Here is a 24,714-nt window from a genome sequence, read left to right as displayed (position 1 = left end):
AGCCTCCTAGAAGAGAATCTGCTCCATGTCCCGGGGCAGACGCCGGAAGATCTGGGGCCTGAAGTCTTCCGAGGGGTTCAGAATTTCCCGGATATTGAGGTAGGCCAGGTTTCTCGCCAGGGCCCGCTCTCCCGTGGCCGAATCCCGAAGGTAGTTCTCGGCGATCTCCGCCGACTCCTGGAGAAAGACCAGAGCCTGGGATTGCAGGTCCCCGGCAGGAAGACTCCGCTCGGTCTGGCGGTGCAGGGCAACGCCCAGGTTGTTCTTGACCCGGTAGAGATNCTCTATCANCCCCCGGTGGGCCGAGTCTTCCTCCACCAGGAGGGTCTGAATCCGGTCNCGGCGCATCAGGAGGCGGCGCAANAGGCTGCGGTAGGTGGCCTCGGCTGCCACGTAGTTTCCCCGCTGAAACAGGGTATTCCCCCGGGCAAAGAGGACATTGTCGACCCCTTCCAGGGCGTTGCCCGAGCCGATCGCCAGAAACTGCTCCATAGCCCTGTCGAAGCGCTCCATCTCGTAGTTGATGAACCCCCGCTTGAACTCCAGCTCATCGGGCCGATACCCCTGGGAGGCAGCACGATCGTAGAGCCGCAGGGCCCGCTCGAGATCTCCCGAGGCGNAGTATTCCACATCGGCGCGCACGGCGAAGACCCGCGCCAGGTCGGGTTTCGGGAGCAGAAGCCCCGCATCGAGGGCGTCCTGGTAGCGTTCCAGGGCTGCATCGGAATCGGCCACGGTCTTGAGCAATTCGTCACGGACGAACCAGTACTCGGCGCTTCGGATGTCCGTATCGATCTGCTGGCGCAACCGTTCCCGGGAGAGGGGTTCGGCGGCGGCAAAGGTGATTCGGGCGTTATCCAGGGCCCGGCGCTCGTCCAGGGGGGCCTGCATTTCCCGGGCGTACCGCGCCATATGGTAATGAATTTCCGGGGTGTTCCGGTCAACTCCCAGAGCTCGAACCAGCATGGACCGCACATCGGAGCGAATCCCCTTGTCCAGCAGATACCCCGCTGCCTCGGCGTAGATCCGGGGCTCGATCTCGGCCCGGGGAGANTGGACCTCGAAGATGTGAATCACCTCGCGCACCCGTTCCAGGTTGTCGGTCCTGACAAAGTATCGCAGGAACCGCATGAGNATGGGGTCCGTGTCGCCGTAGTGTGCCAGAAGATCGGCGTAGGCCAGCCGGGCCCGCTCGTACTGGCGGGAATCCTCCCTGGCCCAGCGCAGGGCGTTGTCCCCCCGCCCCATCAGACCGTCGTAGTCGAAATCATCGCCATGAAGCAGAATAGCATAGAGTTCGTCGGCCCGCTCGTAGTTGGCAAGAACCTCCGACTGCAGGGCAGCGTGCTCCAGGATCGCCTCGCGATCTACCCGGAGAAAATCATGGACCGTTTTGCCCCGACCCCGGGAGTCTACGGTNACGACCTCGCCCAGACGGCCCCGGGAGGCCATTCCCCGGAGGAAGGCCCGGTCCTGGTCGTCCATGCCGAAGACAAGCTGGTCGTATTTTTCCACGGCCAGATCGTACTGGCGTTTCTCCGTGTAGAGCCGGGCGTAACGGAGAAACCAGATCCGCCGGGGCCGCANTTCCCAGGCGCGGANGAAGGTCTCGTTGGCCTGGTGAAAGCGGTCTTCCTGACCGTGGGCGTAGCCCTGGCGATAGAGGATCCCGGCGTGAACCGGTCGGTAGACAAAGCGATGCACAAGAAATCCCAGGACCAGAGCCGCCACGATACCCAGGGCGGCCACCCGCACCAGGGGCAGGATCACGTGAACGAGGCGGTAGCGCAGAGACCTCCGGTAGGCCTCGAAGGCGGCACCGGTGAGCTTCTGGTACCCCTTGGGAACGGTGAGGGTCTTGCCCGTTATATCGGAGACGCGCTCGGCCAGGACCAGGGCGCTCTCACCCTGGATCAGGCCGTCCAGCAGGGCCTCCACGGCCTGGGCGGAGCCTTTGCCCGATCCGATCGCCTCTTCTGCGGCGATTCGCACGTTCAGGGGGAGGGTATTCAGGGTCTTCTGGATCGCCGAAAACTCCTGGTCCGTGAACTGTCGGTCCTTCAGGGCCGAGGGTGCAGCCTCGAGGCTTTCCCCCTCCTCCCCCAGAGCTTGGTCGTCCACCTCGAGTCCGGCGAACTCGTCGATGGAGTCCTCGTCGATATCAAACTCTTCGCCGAAATCCCCCAGGCTGAACCCTTCGTCGGAGAGACTGCTCAGATCATCGTCTACCGAGGGGAGCTCGAAGGGATCATCGTCGTCGGCGAAGGGATCGTCGCTCAGATCGTCGGCGTCCACGTCCGGCAGATCCGCTCCCGGCGATTCCGCCCCGGAGCTTCCGGTGTCGCTTCCCGCCTCCTCCGGTGTCAGGAGATCACCGAACTCGGCGTCCAGCTGAGACCCGAAGCCGTCATCGAAGGTGTCCCCCACATCGAGGTCCTGCAAGTCTGCAAAGGGGTCGTCATCACCACCCGTGAGGGGGTCATCGCCCAGCGCGGCCTGGGAGAGGGCCTCCAGCTCCGGATCGAGCTCTTCCGATTCCGGGGAAGGCTCCTGGTCATCCCTGGAGAGATCATCGCTGGCGGAGAAATCATCCCCTGCCGGGAGATCTCCGCCAAACTCACCGTCGTCGGCGAAGAGATCGTCGTCGCTGAATCCAGCATCGCTGGCGGAGAGATCATCCCCGGCAGAGAAATCATCGCTGGCGAAAAAGTCGTCGTCCCTAAAGGGGTCGTCGCCCTCGGGAGTCTCCGAGGGCTCTGTGCCGGAGAGGTCGCTGTTGTCGAAGAGCTCTTCGCTTCCGAAGTCGTCTGACAGGTCTTCCAGATCTCCCAGCTCTTCCAGGTCTCCCGGATCCTGGAGATCTTCCAGGTCTTCACCAGTATCCGCCCCGGGAGCTTCGAAATCCGGCGATGTCTCAGCCTCTGCTTCTGCACCGGCATCTGCTTCCGCACCGGCCTCCGCCGTCTCAACAGGTTCAGCAAAATCGAAGGAATCCAGGTCCAGGTCATCATCGCCGGGGGAATCGTCGGAAGGGTCGGAGCCACCAAAAAAATCATCCCCGAAGGGGTCATCCTGGTCGGGAGACGGGAAATCTTCATCGGCTTCGGGGAGCCCCCCCCCGGGATCAGAACCGGCAAGACCGTCGAGATCGCCAGAGTCACCGTCAGCCTCAGTGTCCCCCTCAATATCAGCATCATCGTCACCGAAGGAAAAATCGGAGGGAAGGGAAAGGTCGTCGTCACCAAAATCCACGGCGGCGAAGGGATCGTCCTCGTCCCCGGACAAGAGCGCTCCGGAATCACCCTCCCCCCCGGGCTCGTCCTCACCGGGGTCATCGAGGAGACTGTCCAGGTTAGCCAGTAGCGCCGAGGTATCCTGGAGCTCGTCCTCCTGCGCCTGCTCCTCCTGGGTGCGGGCGAAGGCGTCGCTGTCTTCCGGGGCATCGTCCAGGAGCGCCGAAAGGTCGTCGTCCAGGGCGGACTCGGGCCGGGGAGGCGGCTCGATCATCTCCTCCCGGCGCGCGGCTATCTCCGGTTCGTTGCCTAACTGTGCGAGAGACGCGTGAAACTCTTCGATTCGCTCGATTGACGGCATAGTTCCTGGATACCTTTTCGGCCTGTTTCTCCCCTCTTTCAAGCGGGGATTTCCCCATTGGAGGTTCCCCCGCCGAAGAATCAAGAGGAGAGGAGAAAATACCGATAGAGAGTAACACATGAAAGCTCTTTCGTTTGTCCTGGTTCTTCTTTTTTCCCAGGGATCAGCTCCCTTTTTCCGGGACCTCCCTCCCTGGAGCACCGCCCTGGCGGGGGAACAGCACCTGCTCTCGATCGATTCCTTTCTCCGCGTCGCGGGAATCACCGAGGCGGGTCCTCCCCGGGTCCTGGATGATTTTGTTGTCTTTACCTACGAACAGAGAGAGTACGCCCGGCATGTGGCGATCGCCTTCGCCCACGAAAACTTCGAGAGAAAGCACACCTTCACCGCCCGGGCTCGTCCCGGCCGATCCGATCTCTTCTATCTGGCCGTTCCCTATTCCCGGGGCCAGGATATGCTGGAGTACCGGCTCATCGTGGACGGAGTCTGGCTGGCCGATCCGCATGCCCCCCGGAGGCGAAGCGATTCGAGGGGGGTCACTCTGGGGCAGGTGGATTTGCCCGAACAGCCTCTCTACCGCGAGGAGTCTCCCCGCTTTCACCCCGACGGAACGGTGACCTTTCGCTTCTCCTTCGATCACCGCATATCACCAACCCTCCAGACGGTGACGCAACGGCAGATCAGCGTCTCGGCTTTCCACGAACCCCGGATCACCCTGACGGGGAGCTTCTCCGGCTGGGACCCCTTCCGGCACCCCCTCAGGCAGGACCCGGAGAACCCCGCTTTTTACTCGGTTCGGCTGCCTCTTCCGCCGGGAGAACACTATTATTACTTCATGGTGGACGGCGAGCGCGTGCTTGATCCCTTTCACCGCAACTACGCCCGGGACCGGCAGCACGGCACCCTGGTCTCAACGGTGAGGGTCCCCCCCCCATCGAACCGGAACAGCCTCCGCCACGGCACACAAGCGCGTTGACAACCAACGGGAGCCGGGTCTACTGTATTTGTAGTTACGATTGAAACATTTAATCGAGGGTGGGAGTAACAATGATTCAGATTGATGAGCAATTCAAGAAAATTACGGAGCAGCTGATCCGCAATTCACGGCAGCAGCAGGCGGTGAACCCGGACTGCGTCTTTCAGCCAGCCAATATATCCAACCGCGTTCTGGTNGAGCAGATCATCTCCAAACTGGTGCTCCCCGGGAGCCGGATCACGGGCTACGAGAACCTGCTGGATCTCTTTGAACGGGCCCGGAAGGGCGAGTCCTGCATTCTGCTTCTGGAGCACTACAGCAACTTTGATATCCCCTGCTTTTTTTACCTGGCCCAGAACTACGATCAGGGCACGGAGGTCCTGGATTCGATCGTGGCCATGGCCGGGGCAAAGCTCAACGAGGAGAGCCGCTTCGTCCTGGCCTTCACCGAGGCCTACACGCGCCTCGTAATTTACCCGGCCCGCTCCCTGGCCGCCCTCGAGGGAACCCCGAAATACGACGAGGCCCGGAACTGGAGCCGCAGCATCAACCGGAGCGCCCTTCGGGAGATGATTCGCCTCAAGAACTCGGGCCACATGGTCCTGCTTTTTCCTGCAGGAACGCGCTACCGCCCGGGCCAGCCCCAGACGAAGGAGATCCTCCTGGAGACGGATTCCTACATCAAGGGCTTTGACCACATGGTGATGGTGGGAATCGCCGGGAACACCCTGCGCGTGAATCCCTCGGGAACGATGGATCAGGATATTCCCGGAACGGACGTGATGGTCTATAACGTGAGCCCCGTAACCAGTACCAGGGAGTTCCGCGAGGCCGCCCGCCAGGAGATCCCTGAGGGGGGCGACGAGGCCAAGCGGGCCGTGACAAAGGCTATCGAGAAGGAGTTCGAGAAGCTCCACCTCCAGGCCGAGGAGACCCGCTCGGGAGCGCTCAAGGGGCTTGCCGAGAAGGGCGTTCAACCCACCAGCATCGAATTCCCCGGCGCAACCCCCTAGCGCTGGTACATCCCCGCCAGGCCCCGCTATGGGGTCAGGGGGTGAGAGGCACCAGGTGGTCCCGCCTGAGAGGTTCTCCCTCGACCCGGCGCAGGAGCGCTTTCTGGAGCGTCTCCGTGCCGGGAAGCCGGGAGATCAGATGGGAGACCCCGCCGGCTCTGGCCTGACGGGTGGCAAAATCCAGAAGCGCCGAGGCGACCCCCAGCCCCCGGTGCTCAGGGTAGACGTAGAGCTGATGCAGCTCCCAGATCAGAGACCTTCCTTCCGGTGATTTTGCCGCCGGTGATTCTCCTTCCGACGATTCATTCCCCCGAGACGTACTCTCCAGCGATTCTGCAAAGAGCCAGAGGAAGCCGCAGAGCGTTTCCCGGGGCGTCCAGGCACCAAAGATCAGGGCCTTATCGCACCCGGGGTCTCCCGAAAAGAGACCGAACCGGTTCCGTTGCAGGTATCGGCGCAGGTCCTCGGGGAGGTCCGGATAGGCCTCGGCAAAGGCCTCCCCGTCCAGGGAGAGAAGGAGCGGGGAAAGCTTCCGACGCTGGCCCTGATCCAGCGAGACCAGGGAGATATCGGAGAGCACCAGGTCATCCAGCTCCTGGTCGGCGCCCAGCTCCAGGGGATCCAGGCCGGCCAGCTCCACGAGCTGGGAGTACCATTCCCGAACGTAGCGCCGCATCTCCACAAACTTGAAGCGGTAGTAGCGCCGTTCCACCTCGGGGTATTCCCGGATCGTGTCCTTGAAGCGCCGGAAGACCCGCTTCCCGCTGAGCAGAATCTCCTGGAGCGCGTTCCNCGCCACGGGGTTGTGCAACTCGCTGAGAAAACGCTCCATGAGATAGAATCCGTCGGCGCTGGTCCAGCCGGGAAGGGGCTGGTAGCGGAAGGCCGGGTCGAGGAGNTCCTCNTCTNCCGGTGGCCGTTCGCCGGGAGGGACCAGTTCNTCCCGGACCAGCACGCCCAGCTCCGTGTCCAGCATGTAGTGGATATTCTGATTCTCCATGGCAAAGATAATCTGCCGCACCAGCTCGTCGGTCAGTTCAAACACGGCTTTCCTCCGATAGCAGTGATCGCACGGTGGCTACGATCTCCTCCCGGGGAACCCGCAGGGGCTCCGTGCCGGACCGGAGCGCCACCTCTATTACCCCNTCCGTGACGGACTCCCGCGATACTACCACCCGAATGGGTATCCCGAGAAGATCGGCGTCCTTCAGCTTGTGGCTGATCGATTCGTAGCGGTCGTCGTAGAGGGTGATCCCCTGAAGCTCCTGGTAGAGCTCCTCGGCGAGGCCCCGAACGGAGAGAGATTTCCCGATCGACATGAGGTACACCGAGAAGGGNGCAACCTCGGAGGGCCAGATGATCCCCCGATCGTCGTGATTCGCCTCGACGATCGCCGTCATGAGCCGCCCCAGGCCGATCCCGTAGCANCCCATATGGGGGTGGATCTGCCGGCCCCGTTCGTTGCGCACGGAGAGGTTCATCGCAGCGGTGTAGTAGGTACCGAGGCGAAAAATATTGCCCAGCTCCACCGCCCTGACGCGACGCAATATCCCCTCCAGGCAGTGGCGGCACTGGGCGCCCTCGGGAGTCCGGATGATATCGGCCACATGATCGGCNCCGAAATCCCGGCCGAAGTTCACGTTGCGGTAAGACGCGCCGGGTGAGTTGCTCCCGGCAAAGAGGTTGCACCCCGCAGCGAGATTCTCGTCCACCACGATGGAAAGCTCCTTCTGGGCCTCCTCGGGGAGATCCAGCGGGGAAAGCCAGGGNCCGGAGACGCCGATCCCTGCCAGGTCCCTGGTGTCGGCGGGACCAAGAATCGGCTCGACAATCACCTGGTTCAGTTTCTCCTGGCTCACCTGGTGATCACCCCGGATAACGGCCATGACGAGGCCGGTGTGGGTGCGGTAGAGCATGGCCTTTACCAGACGATCCCGGGGGATATCCANGNCCTGACGCAGTCCGTTCAGGGTGCGCAGCGTTTTCCCCTCGGGGGGTACCACTGGTTCCATGGGCAAGGGCGGCTCCTGGTAGCTGTCCACGTCCCCGCAGGCCACATCGCCGTTCGCCGCGTAGCCGCAGGAATCGCACTGGATCAGATCATCGTCACCGCTCTCGCAGGGCATGAGAAACTCGTAGCTCCGCTCCCCTCCCATGTAGCCGACACCGGCCTGGGCGGCGATCACCGGGACCTGACAGCGCGAGAAGATGCGCTGGTACACGGCAAAGACCTTGGGAAAGAAGCCGTTCAGGTCGGTGAAACTGCGGTGAAAGGAGTAGGCGTCCTTCATGAGAAACTCCCGGGTTCGGACGAGGCCGCTGCGGACCCGGGCTTCGTCGCGGAACTTGGTCTGAAACTGGTACAGAAAAACCGGCAGGTCCCGGTAACTTCGAACCCCCTGCCGAACCAGCTCTACCATGGCCTCCTCGTGGGTGGGGGCCAGGACCAGCCGCCGTCCGCTTCTGTCGTTGAAGCGAACCATCTCCTGCTCGATCAGACCATCGCGTCCGCTGGAGACCCAGATATCCCGGGGGTTCACCAGGGGTGTCAGGACCTCCTGCCCTCCCAGAAGTTCCATCTCCTCCCGGATGATCTCCTGAATCTTCCGGAGCACCCGCATCCCCAGAGGGGTGTAGGAGAAGAGGCCCGGACCGAGAGAGCGGATGTAACCGGCCTGGAGCAGGTAACGGTACCCGGGAGTATGAACATCCTTGGGAACGGAGAGAACCGTCTTGGTAAATTGCCTTGAGTACAGCATGTGCGGAAATTGTAGGCCAATGAAGCCCCCGGGGCAACCGTCACTTTTCCCGTGTTGCCTGCACAGGCTTCCGGGGGCAGCTCGTCCGCATAACCCCGGCTTTAACCTTGACACGGAAGGCCGGACCTCTCCATAGTCTTGGTAGCACACAAAAAATCAGGAGAGAACCTATGAGCATGATAGAAACAGTAGAAGCCCGCGAGATTCTCGATTCCCGGGGAAACCCCACGATCGAGGTAGACGTATACCTGGAAGACGGCTCCATGGGCCGCGCTGCGGTACCCTCGGGAGCATCCACGGGTGAGCACGAAGCGGTGGAGCTTCGCGATGGCGACAAGAGCCGCTTCATGGGCAAGGGTGTTCTGAAGGCGATCGAGAACGTGAACGGCGAGATTGCCGAAGAGGTTGAGGGTCTTGACGCCCTGGACCAGGTCGAGGTTGACCGCACCATGATCGAGCTGGACGGTACGGACAACAAGGCCCGTCTGGGTGCGAACGCGATCCTGGGTGTCTCCATGGCCGTGGCCCGCGCTGCAGCGGATCACCTGGGTCTGCCTCTCTTCAAGTACCTGGGAGCGTATCACTCCACGGTTCTCCCCGTTCCCATGGCGAACATCATCAACGGCGGTTCCCACGCCGACAACTCCGTGGATTTTCAGGAGTTCATGGTGATGCCCGTCGGTGCCGACAGCCTCCGCACCGGTGTTCGCATGATCACCGAGGTCTTCCATAACCTCAAAAAGATCCTCCACGACGCCGGGTACAGCACCTCCGTGGGCGACGAGGGCGGGTTTGCCCCCAACCTCAAGAGCAACGAGGAGGCCGTTCAGGTTATCCTGAAGGCGATCGAGGCCGCAGGGTACGCTCCCGGCGAGGACATCATGATCGCCCTGGACCCCGCCGCCAGCGAGTTCTACGATGCAGCCAAAAAGAAGTACGTCTTCAAGAAGAGCGACGGCCGCGAGCTTTCCAGCGAGGAAATGGCCAGCTACTGGGCCGACTGGGCCGGGAAGTACCCCATCATCTCCATCGAGGACGGCCTTGACGAGAACGACTGGGAGGGCTGGAAGATCCTTACCGACAAGATCGGAGACCGGGTGCAGCTCGTGGGTGACGACCTCTTCGTGACCAACACCAAGCGCCTGAGCATGGGTATCGAGAAGGGCATCGCCAACAGCATCCTGATCAAGGTAAACCAGATCGGAACGCTCACGGAGACCTTCGAGGCTGTAGATATGGCCAAGCGCGCCGGTTACACCGCTGTGGTGAGCCACCGCAGTGGCGAGACCGAGGACAGCTTCATTGCCGATCTCGTGGTCGCCCTGGAGACGGGACAGATCAAGACGGGCTCCCTCTCCCGCAGCGACAGGCTGGCAAAATACAACCAGCTCATGCGGATCGAGGAGATGCTGGACCGCACCGCCGAGTACCCCGGCATGAAGACCTTCAACTCCATCAAACGCTAGGGCCCACCCCCATCTGAAGGGGGCCCGAGGCACAGAGCACGGAACGGTGGTTCCGTGCTCTTTTTTTGTCCTGTTTTTTTCTGGTAGTTCAAGCCCGGCAGGGCACGGAAGGTTACGCGGGGAGCCCGCTCACGGGGGATAGGGATAGAAGGCGGTGAGCACCAGCGTGGCCGTGGGGTAGACGCCCCGTCGGAGGGAGCCAACCCAGATGTTGTAGAGCCCCTCCGAGGGGCTCTCGAAGCGGATCAGGGGAGGCCCGCCCCCGTAGCCGTCGCTGAAATGCCACCGCCCCCGGGGGTCGTTCACCAGGAGCACCGTTCCCCCCGAGGCGCGCTCCACCGTTATGGTGAGCCCCTCGTCGCCGGCCCTGTACCAGAGATCAAAATCGGGAGCCTGGGAGATAAAGCCCCGATACCCCACCCGGGAGAGATCCTGATCCCCTCCGGCGACGATCCCCACGCGCTGGGGATCGGGAAGAAACCCCGACAGGAGCTGGCGATCCCCGTAGGAAGGGGCGAGCTGCCAGTCCTGGGCGTAACCCGGGGGCACCCCCAAAAGCATCAGCAGCAGGGCAAGAGATAGTTTTGCCCTGCCGATCCTGGCCGCGCCGATCCTAGCCATGACGAATGGAAAAGGAGGAGAACCTCCCCGTGGCAGGAGGCCGGGAGAGGATCGACAGCGAGGTAACGACCCCCGAGGGAGGCCCCTGGCTGAGGAAATCCTCCAGCNCCTTCAGCGCCTCGGGAGAACCCTCGGCGTAGACCTGAACGGAGCCATCGGGATTGTTCATGACCCAGCCCGTGAGACCGTGACGTACCGCCACCCGGTGCGTGGAGTAGCGAAACCCCACNCCCTGCACACGCCCNCGAAGGAGCGCCTCGAANGCCTCGAGACGCGGGGATTCCCCGCTCACAGNCCCCCCCCGGGATCACCCACACCGTCGGAGGCGTCCAGAACAACGCAGCCCCGCTGCTGGAGATAATCACGAAGACCCAGNCGGAGGGCGTCGTCCTCTTCTACCAGCAGAACCGGCACNTTNTCCCCCACGGGTCAACCACCTAGGACCGGCGGGTGGCCCGGTTCTCGGCCAGTTCCTCGATCAGCGCAGGAAGGGACTCTACATCGATGGGCTTCTGCAGGAAGGCGTCGGCGCCAGCCTCGAGGGCCTGCTCGCGGGTACCCTCATCGGCCATGCCGGTGATGGTGATCACGATGGGTCTGGANAGATTGTCGTCGGACTTGATCTGNCGGCAGAGCTTGAAGCCGTCCACACCGGGAAGGTTGATATCCAGGAGNACCACGTCGGGCTTGAACTCCGAGATCGCCTTGCCCGCNTCGTAGCCGTCGAAGGCCTGGTTGACCTTGTAGTCGGGGTAACGCTTGTCCAGAAACTGCTTCACCAGATCGTTGAAATCGTTATCATCGTCGACAATAAGAACCTGCTCTATCCGGGCCTGCTCGGCCAGGATTTGCTTGAGCTCGTCGGGGAGGCGCATACCCTGCTTCTGGAGAAACTTTGCCAGAACATCAGCGTAGACGCGATACTGGCCACCGGGAGTTGTGTAGGCCTCGAGGTGTCCCTTGTCGATCCAGTTGATTGCCGTCTGGTTGACCACGCCGCATATGTTCGCCACCTCGTGCGCCGAAAATACACGTTCTTTCTTGTTTGTTCGTGCCATACGTTATTTCCTCTTTCTATCTGATCGTCCTACTATGATAATATAAAAAACTCAATAATGTCAACGAACAATTTTATTGATCTCCACGACCTCGAATCCTTTTCTGAGGAGCTTTCGAATGATAGTTTCCCTCTTTTGACCTGCAAGCCGATCATATATCATCTGAAGGGACCGTTCAAAGCACCCGGGATCCTCCTCCTCGTGCTCCTCCAGGGCACGCGCGGCTGTTTTCCGGTCCACCCCACGCGAGGCAAGGCCCGCGAGCAGGGCGTTTCTGCTGGTTCCCCGCCCGCTCATGCGGGAACGGATCCAGGAGCGGGCAAAACGGAGATCGCTCTGCCAGGAGGCATCCCTGACATGCCGGAGGGTTTCTTCCACGGCCTCCCGGCTGAATCCCCGGGCCAGGAGCTTGCGTCGCAATTCTGCCTGGCTATGATCGCGGCGTGCCAGGAAANCCAGGGCGAGCGCGGGGGCAAAGAGGAACCCGCTCGCACGAACCAGGTCCTGCAGGAAGCCGATCGTGACGAGAGCCCCCTCCTCCAGCGGGTCCACCCGGGAGAGGACCTNCCGGGCTATGTCGAAGCGGATCAGCCGACTTTGGCCCCGCCCTGCACCGGCAAANCTCTCTTCCGGGAGCATATCAGGGGAAGCGTCCTCGGGGGGCGCGCAATCAGGAGCAGAAGGGATTTCAGAGGGAGCAGCAAAAACGGAAACGCCCGCAGCGACTTTCGCGTGCGGGCGTATTCCTTTGATAACAGCCGGAGTGTCCGGCGGGTAGTGTTTACCGCTTGGAGAACTGGAAGCGACGGCGCGCACCGCGTTGTCCGTACTTTTTCCGCTCCACCATGCGGGAATCGCGGGTCATGAAACCATTGGCCCGAAGGGTGGGCAACAGGTTCTCGTCGTACTTGACCAGGGCGCGGGCAAGGCCGTGCCGGATTGCCCCAGCCTGACCGCTCTCGCCGCCACCGCGGACCGTCACCAGCAGATCAAAGGCACCTTCCTTCTCGGTCACTGCCAGGGGCTGCCTGAATACCACCATGTTTTCGGACCGGTGAAAGTACTCAGCTGCTTCACGGCCGTTCACCGTGACCTTCCCCGATCCGGGGCGCAAGTATACNCGGGCAACCGAGGTTTTCCGGCGTCCTGTTCCTACATACTGCTCCATGCGATCACGACTCCTTTACCGGAGGGATCGTGTAGACCTCCGGCTGCTGGGCGGTGTGGGGGTGTTCTGCCCCGGCGTACACCTTGAGGTTGGTAAAAAGCTTGCGGCCCAGGCGGTTCTTGGGCAACATGCCCCGAACTGCGTGTTCCAGGGGATACTCAGGACGACGCTTGAGCATTTTCTGGAAGGACTCGGAACGCAGAGACCCCAGGTACCCGCTATGGCGGTAGTACATCTTCTGGGTAGCCTTCCGTCCCGTGACGGTCACCTTGTCCGCGTTGACAATAACCACGTAATCACCAATTTCCTGGTGGGGAGCAAACTCAGGCTTGTGCTTGCCCCGGAGCAGCCGGGCTGCCTCCACGGCGACACGCCCCAGACGCTGGTCTGCTGCATCGATTACGTACCACTTTCGTTCTGTATCGGTCGGTTTGACAAATATCGTTTTCATGTTCTCAACTCGGGAAAAAACTGGACCCACACCCTGCCATATGCCCCGGTTCTTGTCAACCGGCACGCGACAGGAACAATCTGCTCCCTCAGGATTTATCCGTTTCGGGAGCGGATGTCCGGGAGTTCTCCCGGGCGGCCGCACGAGCTTCTTCCGCTTCTTCCTTTTCTGCTTCTTTCTTGTCTTTGATATCGGCGATTCCAATCATAACCGCGATAAGCCCAATAAACAACGCCAGGATCGGCACTCCCCCTGCCAGGACAGCCAGAACCTGTTCCCCCCAGTTGAGTACGGCGAAGGGCACCGATGCCGGGAGCACCGCATACACCGCAAACAGAACCAGAGCTACTCCAAACGCTACTGCACCCACGTGCTTACCTCCCAAAACATGGATTGCCTATTCCTGCAACTGCTTTATCATTGAAACGATCCCGGCGATGATGAACACGAGCGGGACGGCGCGCAACACAACCCAGAACAGGGGCAGGTTCAGCACCCGCAGATCGACGACGCCGATGATACCAAATCTGTCCAGTGTTTGGAAGACCAGATCCCCCCAACGAAGGATAATTCCGATAATAACCAGCATCCAGGCCGGTTCCCTCGTCATGGACCAGAGCATGATCGCCAGAAAGGCTCCTACCCCCGTCAGCGCGAGATCCGTCACCAGGACGCTGAGTTCACCCGGTCCAGCAAGCACAGAGGTCCTCCCAGTTCTTTCGTTCACGCCGGCTCAACTCACCGGGACAGATCAGGCGCTCCCCCGCCTGGGGGGGCAGCACAATCTGCCGCCCCAGGGCCTCCTGCCGGGGAAGGCTCGCTCCGGGAAGCGGAATCCAGTAGACCCCGTCCCGCCGCCACCCCGGGGGGACCGGCAGGGATCGGGCCAGATCGAGCCGTTCCCGGGCCTCGGGAGAATCCAGATACTGCCACAGCAGCTCCGCTGCCACGGCGAGCCCGGCCTGGAGCAGCGACGACGAGCCCTCCCGGGCTGCAGGAAAGGGCAGGATCACCAGTGCCTCGGCAGGAGGGTCTTCCTCCGAGAGAGGATACCAGCGGGGGAGGCTTCTGGCCAGCCCCTCCCCGGGCACGTGCAGCTCCCGGCACCCCGCCCTGTCGGCCAGCCGCACCAGGGATCGTTCCAGTCGGCCCTTCCAGGGCGTCGGCAGAGGGGCCCAGAGACCCCGGTCGATCTCGGCGGCCACAGTTCTGGCGAGCGATCCCGGACGGTGGCCGAGGAAGGCGCTCCCCCCGGCCTGCCAGAAATCGACGTAGCGCGTGCCTCCCTGATCGTAGAGGCGCCACCCCCGGGCCCGGCGGACCCGACACCCCCGGGGCAGAAGCCCCTCGCCGGGGGTCACCAGAACGCTCCCCCGGAGTCTTCCCCGCCGGAGATCCGCTCCAGGGAGCTGTCGTAGGCGGGAAAGAACTGGCCGGTCATGCCCGTCTCGAAACGGACCTCCACGCACCATTCGGCCCCGGCCTCCCTGACCCGCAGAACCACACCGGAACCGTAGTCGTCGTGATAAACCGCTGTACCCCGTTGCCAGGCCTGGCCAGCGCCGCTGCTCCGCCCCCCCTGCAGAGCACCCTCACCGTGAGGAGATTCGACCTGGACCAGCTCCGGGGGGATCTCACCCAGAAACCTGGAGGGCATGAGGTCCAGAAACCGGCCGTGAAGACGGCGCCTGCGGCAGCTTGTGAGGGTCACCTCCTGGTGGGCCCGCGTGATGGCCACGTAAAAGAGACGACGCTCCTCTTCCAGTTCCCGGGGATCGTCCTTGCGGGGGAAGAGCCCCTCTTCCAGGCCCGTGATGATCACCCGCTCGAACTCGAGCCCCTTGGTGTTGTGCATGGTGATCAGCACCACCCGGGCATCCTCGGCCGAGCCCTGATCACGGGAGCTGTCGAGCTCGATCGCCTCGAGAAACTCCACGAGGCCCTCCCGCGAGGGGGGGTAGAGGGCTGCCGCGTTGACAAGCTCCTCCAGGTTCTGGAGTTTCTGGCTTCCCGCGACCTCGTCCTGCTCCTGGTGGTATCGGCTCAGCCCGCTCCGGTCCAGAAGCTGCTCCACCAGGGCGGCCAGGGTTTTTTCNTCTTCGGGCGGAACACNCCGGCTTCGGGCAGTGTCCTGGTCCCGGGCAGCATCCTGGTCCCGGGNGTCCTCGGGGAGTGCGCTGTCGAGGTCGTCGAAGACCTGGAGGAACTCCTTCAGCGAGGCTGCTGCCTTCCGGCTGATCTCGCCCAGCCCGTACTCGCAGGCCCGCCGAAGATCGCCCCCGGCGGCAGCCCGGTGCAGCAGCAAGCGCTCCACCGTTTTTGCCCCGATTCCCCGGGCAGGCTTGTTCACGATCCGGCGGAACCCCACCTCGTCGCGGGGGTTCGCCAGGAAGCGGAGGAAGGCCACGGCGTCCTTCACCTCTTCCCGGTCGTAAAACCGGAGGCTTCCCACGATCCGGTAGGGGATTCCTTCGCGGAGCAGGGCCGTCTCGAAGGGACGGGACTGGGCGTTGGTGCGGTAGAGCACGGCCGTAATCCCGGGCCGGTTCTCCCGCCGGTCGGTCCGGACCTCCTGGATCACCCGGGCCACTTCCTCATCCTGGTCACCCAGGAGAACGATCCGGGGCAGGGTTCCCCCGGGCCGTTCCGTGAAGAGNTCCTTCCCCAGCCGGCCCTCGTTGCGGGCCACCACGGCACCGGCCAGNTCCAGGATCGGGGCTGTGGAGCGGTAGTTCTGCTCCAGTTTTACCACCCTGGTGCCGGGGAAGATCTCGGGAAAGGAGAGAATGTTCTGAACCTCGGCCCCGCGGAACCGGTAGATCGACTGGTCGTCGTCCCCCACCACGCAGACGAAGGTGGTGCGATCGCAGAGGGCACGCAGAAGCCGGTACTGGGCCACGTTGGAGTCCTGGTACTCGTCCACCAGGATCGAGCGAAACCGCCCCTGCAGGCGGCCCGCCACGGCCGGATCCGATTCCAGGAGCTGTACGGGGCGCATGATCAGATCGCCGAAATCCACGTTTCCGATCTCTTCGAGGCGCTTCTGGTAGGCCGCGTAGACCTGGGGCAACTCGGGGGCCTCGCTGATCCGGGAGAGATCGTCCCCGGGGGTGAGGCAGTAGTCCTTGGCCCGGCTGATGGCCTGGCTGTAACGGGCGAGATCCTGCCGTTTCCGTTCGGGATACAGGGAATGGAGAAGCGAGACCGCATCGGCGTCGTCGTAAATTGAGAAGCCCCGGGGCAACCCTGCGGCATCGGCGTTCCGCCGCAGCATCCAGGCACCAAAGCTGTGGAAGGTACGGATCATGGCCTCTCCGGCGCCCCGGGCAAGACCGGCCGCGCGCTCGCGCATCTCTCCTGCGGCCTTGTTGGTAAAGGTCACCGCCAGGATCGAGCGGGGATCGTAGCCCAGGGCCTCGATCTGGTAGGCGATTTTTACGGTGATTACCCGGGTCTTTCCGCTGCCTGCACCCGCCAGGATCAGGAGCGGCGAGGACTGGTGGAGTACCGCTTCGCGCTGCCCCGGGTTGAGTCCTGCCAGGGCCCGCTGGAGCGGTGCGGTCAGCCCTGGTGTGTTATGGTCCATCATCGTCTCCATCATACCGGAGGGACCGGGCCTCGTCGAGCGCGTCGAACGGGCCGGGACGGCCCAGGCCGGGCCAGGGAGCCTTTGTGCGCGACCTTTCGATGTGTTATCTTTGGGGGATGACCCGAGAGCAACGGCGCAGAGGCACCCCCCGTGCTTAACGAGATATGGTTTTTCCTCAACCTGGCCGCACTCCTGGCCGGCTTTGGGCTCCTCCTCACGGTGGTCATCCTGGGGCAGGTGACACCCCAGTCCGAGGGAAAGTATACCCGCAATATCCTGGCCGGCTACTTTCTCATCACGGCCGTCTCCTTTTCCGGCTCCTACCAGGCTGTGGTCGAGCGAATCCCCACGGTTCTGAGCGATCTCCTCTTTGGCCTTGCCGCTACGGTCACCCTGGCGGCCCAGATCCGCTTTGTAATACGCTTTCTCCGCTGGCCCGGGGTGCGGCGCAGGGTGCGGGTGATGCGGGCCACCGCCCTGGTCGTGACGGGTCTCTGGTTCTTTGTGACGCTTCTCCAATGGTCCCCCCTGGCCCTGAGTGTGCCGGGGATACAGCTCTGGGCATCTTTTTTTCTCCACATGACCCTGGCGGTCTTCGCTGTTCTGGTGGCGCTGGGAGCCTTTTCCTGCGCGGGACGGTTGCCCGAATCACCCTGGCAGCAGTTCTTCCGGGGGTTCGGGGCGGCCTTTGCCTTCCTGGCGATGGCCCACATCCCCAACTGGCTCATCGCCAGCGTGGCCTTTCCCGAGGTACGGGTTCTGCGGGCAGACCTGATCTTTGTGGTGGGCTACATAGGGGCCAACGTTCTCCTCCTGACCGCAGTCATCCGCACGCTCCGGGAAGAGAGCGCCGCCCATTCCCGGATCAAGCCCACCCAAACCTTTGTGGATACCTTCGGTCTGACAAAACGGGAGCGGGAGATTCTGGAACATCTCTTTGAGGGCAAGACCAACGCCGCCATCGCCGGGGAGCTGGGGATCGCCGTCCGGACCGTGGATACCCACGTGGCGAACACCTTCCGGAAATGCGGGGTCAGCTCCCGCTACGAACTCTTCCGGCTCCTCTCGCGTCCTTCCTGATCCGGGGGCAGGATCCCCCACCCCGCCCGGGCACGGCGTTGCCCCCCCTTCCGGGTGTTTGCCGGGCATTCTCCGGGTCTTTTGAATAACTCCGTAGTTTTACGTATATTGAATTCCGGAGAAAATACGTAGATCTGCCGATAGAAGCGACCCCTTCGGGGGGCTATCTTTACGTCTCACACTGGTAATCACGCTGCTAAAGCGAGTTATGAAGGAGTAGCAGGATGAAATGGAACCTAGTACGTACGCCCCGCCTGTGGGGTGTGGCCCTGATCCTGGCGGCGGGGTTTTTCGCTGCGGGTGAGAGCCTCTCTGCACAGGCGGCCGAGGCTCTGCCCGAGACGATCCGGGCCGGGGTGGTCTTCGACGGCCCCTGGGAGGAGAACGACGATCTTGAGCGGCGCTTCACCAAAGCCTTCTCTGCGGCCCTGCGCCGTCCCGTAACGGTCTCTCCCGATCACCGCATCGAGGGAGACTGGACCGTCGCGGGTGCAGCCCGGGCGATCACCACCCTGAGCCAGGCCCCGGAGGATCTGGATATCGTCATTGTTCTGGGTGTCCTGGCCGGGGAAGCCGCGATCACCCTGGACAACGCCTCTCCCCGGCAGGTGCCGGTGGTGGCTCCCTTTGTGCTTCCCCAGGCGGTACGAGGCTCGGGCCAGGCCGATTACACGGCGATCCCCCCGGGGATTGTCGCGGTGGAACTGCCCCTTCGTGTCCAGGAGGATGTGGCCCGCATCGCCCGGCTCTTTCCGGTGGAGCACGTCTCCATTCTGGTACCCGCTCCCTATATGGTGCTCCTGGATGATCTCTCGGAGACGCTCCAGGGTCTGGACCATCCCTCGGCGGAGATTGTCCCGATCGAAACACACATTGACCCGGACCAGGTCCTCCTGCCCCCCGGGAGCGCCGCCTATGTGCTGCCCCTTCCCCACGCTCCGGAAGAAGAGGCCCGGGCGCTTATGGGAACCCTCCACACCCGGGGAATCCCCACCTTTGCCGCTCTGGGCAGAAGCCCCCACGAGACAGCGACCGTGGGGGTCCTGCGCGAGTACGTCCAGGATATCGCCGCCACCAGGGCAGCCACGGAATACCGGGAGGTGATCAACCAGGGCGCGAGCCTGGGGCGGGTTCAGAGCCTGCGCGCCCGGGGGATGCTGCTTCTGGACCGGGAGGCCCTGCGCCAGGCCGGGGTCTCTCCCCGGCGGGAAGCCCTGCTTCAGGCCCGGTTTGTCCGGAAGGAAGAGCGTTTCGAGGGGATCAACCTCCAGGAGGCGGTGGAGACCGCCCTCACCCACAACCTGGATCTGGCAGCCCGGAAGGCGGGGCTCGCTGCGGGCGACGCCGGTATCGCCGGGGCCCGATCCAACCTGCTGCCCCAGGTGAACGCCTCTACCACCTTCCGCATCCTCGACGAGGACCGGGCAGAGAGCCTCTTCTTTCCCGACCAGTTTTCTGCTGTGGGAGCGCTCTCGTTTCAGCAGGTTCTCTGGAGCGAGCCAGCCTGGGCAAACCTGCGGATCCAGGAGTTGATCTCCTCGAGCCAGGACTTCCAGTACGAACGGTTTCGCCAGGACACGGCCGAAGCGGTCTCCCTGGCCTACTTTGACCTCCTGCGAACCCAGGCCCTGGTGGAACTTCACCAGAACGACGTGGATCAGCTCCAGTTTCACCTGGACCGGGCCCAGACCCGCCGCCAGGTGGGCGCAGCGGGCCCCGACGACGTCTACCGCTTCCGCAGCGAGCTGGCCCTGGCCCGGCGGAAGCTCACCGATGCCCTCGCCCTGGAACAGCAGGCCCAGATGCAGCTGAACCGCCTGCTGAACCAGCACCAGCGGATGGACCTCCACCCCCGGGAACGGGGCCTGGAAGACCCGCTGGAGGTGCTCCCCACGGGAAGCCTCTTCTTTGAGGTGACCGATCTGGGCGCGCTCCAGCGACTGGAGGAGGAACTGGTGAGGTTTGCCTTTGACTCATCCAGCGAGGTCCAGGCCCTGAACCAGGCGATCGCCGCCAGGACACGGGAACGGCAGATGCGAAGCCGCTCCTTCTGGTCCCCCACGGTGGCCATGGTGGGCCAGGTGGAACACGAGTACTGGTCGGGCGGGAAAGATCCCAGCACGCCATCAAACCCCGCAGCAGCCGCACTGATAAACAGCCTCGACATGCCCGGCGACACCTCCTGGTCCATCGGGATCCAGGCATCGCTGCCCCTCTATTCGGGAGGCCAGAGACGGGCCAGCCTGGCCAAAACAGACGCCGAGCTGGAGGAGCTGGTGAAGGAGACCGAATCGGTGAGCCGCCAGATCGAACAGCGCCTCCGTTCGGCCTTCGTGCGGACCATCGCCGTGGCCGAATCGATGCTCCACGCCCGGGAAGCCAACGAGGCGGCAGCTGAAGCCCTCACCCTGGCGACCCGCGCCTACGACGCCGGCGTTGCCTCGGCAGCAGAACTGGTGGACACCCAGAATCGGGCCAGCGCGGCGGGCCAGCTGGTACAGGACGCAACCTACGAATACCTTCGGGAGTTTACCCGCCTTCTGCGAGCGCTGGGTGCGACCGATGCGATACACCTTCCGGCCCGAGAAGCCGAGATCAGAACCCTGTTTGAAACCATTTCACAAGGAGAAACCCGATGAAGAAGTTTTCCCTCCTCACTGTATTCGCAGTGCCCCTGGCTCTGGCCCTGGCGGGGTGCAGCGGAAACGGCAACGATATCACCGAGACGCCCCGGCCCGTGCGGTGGCAGTACGCAGCGGATGCCCAGGAAACCCTGGCACGNAGTTTTGTGGGGCGCACCCGCTCGGGCAGCGAGGCCCGGGTGAGCCCCAAGGTGGCAGGCATGATCCAGGAGATCCTGGTGGATGTGGGAGACGACGTCCAGGTGGGCGACCTGATCGCCCGGATCGACCCTGAACCGCTCCAGCTTCAGCGCGATGCTGCGGCGACCCAGCTCGCCGGGGCCCAGGCCCAGGCATCGGCGGCCCGGGCAACCTATAACCGGGTACGGAACCTCTACCAGCAGGAACTGGCCAGCCGTCAGGACTACGACGCGGCCCGGGCCTCGGCGGAATCGGCCGAAGCAGCGGTAAACGGTGCCCAGCGGCAGCTCGAACTGGCCGACCTGCAGCTCAGCTACGCCCGGGTAACCTCGCCCTTCAGCGGCCGTGTCTCGGCCCGGGTAGCCAACGCGGGTGAGAATATCGCCGTGGGCCACCCCATCGTGCTGATCGTCTCCCAGGACCGCTGGGAAGTAACCCTCTCGGTACCCGATTCGGTGGTGGCCACCATCGAGACGGGCAACCCCGCCGAGGTAGTCGTCTCGGCCCAGCCGGGCGAGGTCCTCACGGGCACCGTATCGGGCGTGGGCGGAGGCGCTGCAGCCGGAGCGGGAACCTTCCCCGTCACGGTGCGGCTCCACCAGGCCCCGGAGTGGATGCGGGCGGGCATGGTCTCGCGCGTGCAGTTTCCCCGGGCAGCCCAGTGGGAAGGCGCTGCCGTGCGCGTTCCCAGCTCTGCCGTTGCCCAGGACCGGGACGGNCATTTCCTCTACGTGATCGAACCGGTGGACGAGAAGGACGAGCACGGGGCAGACCTGGCGCGGCTGAAACGCGTCTCCATCGCTATCGGCCGGCTCCTGCAGGACGAGGTTGAAATTCTGGAGGGAGTCGAATCGGGTCAGCGCGTGGTAACCCTGGGACTGAACCATATCTCCGACGGGATGCTGGTACGTATCCTGCCCGAGATGGAGGGAGGCACCCGGTGAACATGACCAGACTTTCCTTTGAGAAGAACCGCTTTACCGTGGCGATTCTCCTCTGCCTCTCTGTAGCAGGGGTAATCGCCTACATCCAGTCGCCCAAGGCGGAGGACCCGGGCTTCACCGTGCGCACCGCCGTGGTGGTCACCTATTACCCCGGGGCCAGCCCCCAGCGGATCGAGCAACTCATATCGAAGCCCCTGGAAGAATCGATCCAGGAAATTCCCGAGGTCGAGCGGGTCCGTTCCCAGTCACGCACGGGTGTCTCCATCATCTACATAGACGTATCGGAACGGTATACCGACATGCCGCCGATCTGGGACGAGGTGCGAATCTCCGTGGAGAATACCCGGCGATCCCTGCCCGAGCAGATCATCGGCCCCATCGTAAACGACCGCTTCGGCGATGTCTTCGGNACGATCGTCACCGTCAGCGGCGAGGGCGTGAGNTACGAGGAGCTGGAGGAGATCGCCAAGGAACTCCGGGAACGGGTGATCGCCACCGACCAGGTGGCCTCGGTGAGCCTTCACGGCGTCCAGGACCGCCGCGTCTACGTGGATTACTCCGACGAGCGCCTGGCAGAGCTCGGCATTACCCCCTACCAGTTGCGGGAACTCATCCGCGCCCAGAACATCGTCCTGCCGGGGGGAGAGGTCTTCACGGAGTGGGAGCGGATTATCCTGGGCCCCACGGGGAACTTTGAATCCCTGGAGGAACTTAAAAACCTNCTTATTCCCCTGCCCGCCCGGGGAGAAGTGGTGTTTCTTCAGGATATCGCCCACGTTCACATGGGATACCGGGAACCGGCCCAGACCCACGTGCACACCACGGGGAAACCCGCCGTGGCCGTGGGGATCAGCCTCCGCGACGGGGGGAACATCAACATTCTGGGCGACGACGTGAAGAAGGTGGTAGCCCGGTACCAGCAGGAACTGCCTTTGGGAATCAACCTCGATTTCGTGGCGATCCAGGCCGATCACGTCCGGGACCGGGTGAACAACTTCGGCATCAACCTCATCCAGGCCATGGTAACGATCATGGCGGTTATGCTGATCAGCATCGGCTTCCGCATGGGCATGGTGGTAACCTCCCTGGTGCCGGTGACCATGCTCACCACCTTCTTTGTCTTTCTCCTCTTCGGAATCGGGATCGACCAGGTCTCGCTGGCATCGCTGATCATCGCCCTGGGAATGCTGGTGGACAACTCCATCGTTATCGCCGAATCCACCATGGTTCTCTCTGCGGGAGGGCTCTCGCCCCGGGATGCAGCGATCCGCTCNGCCAAGGAGCTGGGATCGCCCCTCCTGATCAGCTCCCTCATCGTCTGTGCCGCCTTTCTGCCGGCCCTTCTGGCAGAACACTCCCTGAGCGAGTACGCGAGCCCCGTCTTCTGGGGAGTCACAATCACCCTTCTCCTCTCCTGGGTCTTCGCCCTCACCATGACCCCCATGATGGCGGCGCGGTACCTCAAGGCCCAGCCCGAGGGCGGCGCCGANGAGTTCGATACCCCCTTTCAGCGGTGGTACGCAGGGGTGCTTCATTTCTTCCTGCACCACCGGGTGATGATCATCGTGATTCTCACGGTGAGTCTCGTGGGGTCCTTCTACGCCTTCAGACTGGTGGAGCGGCAGTTCTTCCCCAACAACGACCGGGCGGTGATCACCGTGGAAATGGAATACGCCGCAGGGACGCGGCTCGAACGGACCCGCGATCTGGTGGAAGAGATAGAAGCCTTCTACGGCGGTCCCCTGCAGGATTCGGTTAAAAGCTGGCACAGCTACATCGGCGGCGACGCGCCGCGCTTTTACCTCCCCTTTACTCCGGAACCGCCCCGGTCGGAGTACGCCGTGATGGTGGTAAACCTGACCCACCANCGANATATCCCCGAGGTGATCGACCAGACCAACGCCTACCTGGAGAAGCATCATCCCGAGGTGCGNGTGCGNGCCAGACCCCTGGTACAGGGGCCACCCGTGGACGCGGCCGTGGAGGTTCGGGTCTCGGGCTCTGATCCGGACCGTATCTTCGAATACGCCGACCGGGTCCGCGACCGCATGCGCTCTATCGAGGGCATCTATGGGGTGCGCGACGACTGGGGCCCCTGGACAAAGCAGCTCGCGGTGGACATCGACGAGGCCCGGGCCAAGGCTGCGGGAATAACGAGNCAGGAAGTGGCTGTCTCGCTCCAGACGGCNCTCACGGGCCTTCAGGTCTCGGAATATCGCGGTGCCGACGAGGTAATTCCCATTACACTCCGCTCGAACCTGGCTCCCGAGGGACACGTGTCCAAGCTGGAAACTGTCTCGGTCTATTCGAGCACCACGGGCAGGTCCGTACCGCTCCAGCAGATCGCCAACCTGAACCTGGAATGGACCCCCTCGCGGATCATGCGGCGGGATCTGGCCAGAACGGTGACGATCCAGGCCGATGCCTACGAAGGGTTCAACGCCATCGCGATCGCCAACGATCTGGATGAGTGGCTGGCTGAGGAGAGCACGCGCTGGGCAGGAGGATACCACTACGAGATCGCCGGTGAGGCCGACGCCACCACCGAGGCGAACAAGGCTATCTTCGACAAGCTCATTATATCGGCGCTGATCATGCTCCTGCTGCTGATCCTTCAGTTCAACTCCCTGCGGAAGACCTTCATCATCCTGCTGACGATTCCCTTCGGTCTGATCGGGGTTGTCTTCGGGTTGATCGTGACCAGGTCGATCTTCGGGGTCATGACGCTTCTGGGGGTCATCTCCCTGGCAGGAATCGTGATCAAGAACGCCGTGGTTCTGCTGGACAGGATCAAGATCGAGATCGACGAGAACGGGCTGGAACCTTACCAGGCGATCGTCACGGCCTCGCAGCGGCGTATCAGGCCGATCCTGCTCACCACGCTCACCACAATCTTCGGGCTTCTGCCCCTGTGGTTCGGCGGGAGCCCCCTCTGGGAGAGCATGACCATTGCCATTATCTTCGGATTGATTTTCTCGACGATTCTCACCCTGGGATTCGTACCGGCCATGTACTCGCTGCTCTTCAAGGTGGATATCCCTCCCCTGCCGGGCAAGAAGAAACGGGCCTGATTGAGCACCCGTCGGGCAGTGTCTCGGGNATTACCCGGGGCGCTGCCCCCGGGGGCACTGTNTACCGGACCTTCTTTTTGGAGGCCTCGGCATGACGGGGGC

19 protein-coding genes are annotated in these 24,714 nt (G+C 63.1%); 6 read left to right on the top strand and 13 right to left on the bottom strand.

All coding sequences use genetic code 11. The annotated features are described in order from the left end of the window. Positions 1-6: 6 nt before the first annotated feature. On the bottom strand, positions 7-3,594 hold the full coding sequence (flcA, locus tag B071_RS20405; RefSeq protein WP_018525376.1) for a periplasmic flagellar collar protein FlcA: 3,588 nt from the start codon (positions 3,592-3,594) through the stop codon (positions 7-9). A gap of 118 nt (positions 3,595-3,712) precedes the next feature. Here flcA and B071_RS0101710 point away from each other — a divergent pair, with 118 nt between their 5' ends. Continuing rightward, positions 3,713-4,570, top strand: coding sequence for a glycogen-binding domain-containing protein (locus tag B071_RS0101710; RefSeq protein ID WP_018525375.1), 858 nt, complete (start codon positions 3,713-3,715; stop codon positions 4,568-4,570). 1,047 nt (positions 4,571-5,617) lie between these two features. On the opposite strand, the gene B071_RS0101700 is transcribed toward B071_RS0101710, so the two are convergent. Further along, on the bottom strand, positions 5,618-6,583 hold the full coding sequence (locus B071_RS0101700; RefSeq protein WP_438829525.1) for a GNAT family N-acetyltransferase: 966 nt from the start codon (positions 6,581-6,583) through the stop codon (positions 5,618-5,620). Positions 6,584-6,620: 37 nt separating this feature from the next. Continuing rightward, positions 6,621-8,342, bottom strand: coding sequence for a proline--tRNA ligase (gene proS, locus B071_RS15295; protein WP_018525372.1), 1,722 nt, complete (start codon positions 8,340-8,342; stop codon positions 6,621-6,623). A gap of 170 nt (positions 8,343-8,512) precedes the next feature. On the opposite strand from proS, the gene eno reads away from it, so the two are divergent. Then, the gene (gene eno, locus B071_RS0101690) at positions 8,513-9,808 is read left to right on the top strand and encodes a phosphopyruvate hydratase (protein WP_018525371.1); all 1,296 of its coding nucleotides are present in this window, start codon (positions 8,513-8,515) and stop codon (positions 9,806-9,808) included. Between the two features lie 129 nt (positions 9,809-9,937). On the opposite strand, the gene B071_RS15290 is transcribed toward eno, so the two are convergent. From B071_RS15290 to B071_RS0101635, 10 genes are all read right to left on the bottom strand, one after another. Next, on the bottom strand, positions 9,938-10,429 hold the full coding sequence (locus tag B071_RS15290; protein WP_146049458.1) for a peptidase S1: 492 nt from the start codon (positions 10,427-10,429) through the stop codon (positions 9,938-9,940). Then, entirely contained in the window at positions 10,422-10,721 is a 300-nt protein-coding gene (locus tag B071_RS0101680; RefSeq protein ID WP_018525369.1) for an acylphosphatase, read from the bottom strand. Before B071_RS0101680 ends, B071_RS15290 begins: the two co-directional genes overlap by 8 nt. A gap of 145 nt (positions 10,722-10,866) precedes the next feature. After that, positions 10,867-11,487 (bottom strand): response regulator, encoded by a 621-nt coding sequence (locus tag B071_RS0101670; RefSeq protein WP_018525367.1) that lies wholly within the window; start codon positions 11,485-11,487, stop codon positions 10,867-10,869. Between the two features lie 60 nt (positions 11,488-11,547). Further along, entirely contained in the window at positions 11,548-12,126 is a 579-nt protein-coding gene (locus B071_RS18105) for a regulatory protein RecX (RefSeq protein WP_018525366.1), read from the bottom strand. A gap of 142 nt (positions 12,127-12,268) precedes the next feature. Further along, positions 12,269-12,655 (bottom strand): 30S ribosomal protein S9, encoded by a 387-nt coding sequence (rpsI, locus tag B071_RS0101660; RefSeq protein WP_018525365.1) that lies wholly within the window; start codon positions 12,653-12,655, stop codon positions 12,269-12,271. 4 nt (positions 12,656-12,659) lie between these two features. Further along, the gene (gene rplM, locus B071_RS0101655) at positions 12,660-13,106 is read right to left on the bottom strand and encodes a 50S ribosomal protein L13 (RefSeq protein WP_026244897.1); all 447 of its coding nucleotides are present in this window, start codon (positions 13,104-13,106) and stop codon (positions 12,660-12,662) included. A gap of 88 nt (positions 13,107-13,194) precedes the next feature. Continuing rightward, complete coding sequence (locus B071_RS0101650; protein ID WP_018525363.1) at positions 13,195-13,476, bottom strand: hypothetical protein; 282 nt, start codon at positions 13,474-13,476, stop codon at positions 13,195-13,197. A gap of 27 nt (positions 13,477-13,503) precedes the next feature. Next, the gene (locus tag B071_RS0101645; RefSeq protein ID WP_018525362.1) at positions 13,504-13,806 is read right to left on the bottom strand and encodes a hypothetical protein; all 303 of its coding nucleotides are present in this window, start codon (positions 13,804-13,806) and stop codon (positions 13,504-13,506) included. Continuing rightward, complete coding sequence (locus B071_RS0101640) at positions 13,787-14,467, bottom strand: hypothetical protein (protein WP_018525361.1); 681 nt, start codon at positions 14,465-14,467, stop codon at positions 13,787-13,789. The genes B071_RS0101645 and B071_RS0101640 overlap by 20 nt, the downstream gene beginning before the upstream one ends. After that, complete coding sequence (locus B071_RS0101635) at positions 14,464-16,692, bottom strand: ATP-dependent helicase (protein ID WP_018525360.1); 2,229 nt, start codon at positions 16,690-16,692, stop codon at positions 14,464-14,466. The genes B071_RS0101640 and B071_RS0101635 overlap by 4 nt, the downstream gene beginning before the upstream one ends. Before the next feature lie 153 nt (positions 16,693-16,845). Between B071_RS0101635 and B071_RS20020 the strand changes: the two genes are divergently transcribed. The 4 genes from B071_RS20020 (at position 16,846) to B071_RS0101615 (ending at position 24,612) form a co-directional block, all read left to right on the top strand. Then, positions 16,846-17,775 carry a helix-turn-helix transcriptional regulator gene (locus B071_RS20020; RefSeq protein WP_018525359.1) on the top strand — a complete coding sequence of 310 codons (930 nt, stop codon included), beginning with the start codon at positions 16,846-16,848 and terminating at the stop codon, positions 17,773-17,775. Between the two features lie 224 nt (positions 17,776-17,999). Beyond that, entirely contained in the window at positions 18,000-20,414 is a 2,415-nt protein-coding gene (locus tag B071_RS20150; RefSeq protein ID WP_094354929.1) for a TolC family protein, read from the top strand. Next, positions 20,411-21,541: an efflux RND transporter periplasmic adaptor subunit gene (locus tag B071_RS0101620; RefSeq protein WP_018525357.1), complete on the top strand. Its 1,131-nt coding sequence runs from the start codon at positions 20,411-20,413 to the stop codon at positions 21,539-21,541. The genes B071_RS20150 and B071_RS0101620 overlap by 4 nt, the downstream gene beginning before the upstream one ends. Before the next feature lie 2 nt (positions 21,542-21,543). Beyond that, positions 21,544-24,612: an efflux RND transporter permease subunit gene (locus B071_RS0101615; protein ID WP_245534037.1), complete on the top strand. Its 3,069-nt coding sequence runs from the start codon at positions 21,544-21,546 to the stop codon at positions 24,610-24,612. Positions 24,613-24,714 lie beyond the last annotated feature (102 nt).

Origin of the sequence: Alkalispirochaeta alkalica DSM 8900 (assembly GCF_000373545.1) — a bacterium.
GTDB lineage: Bacteria > Spirochaetota > Spirochaetia > DSM-27196 > Alkalispirochaetaceae > Alkalispirochaeta > Alkalispirochaeta alkalica.
This window is presented reverse-complemented; position numbering and strand designations above follow the sequence as displayed.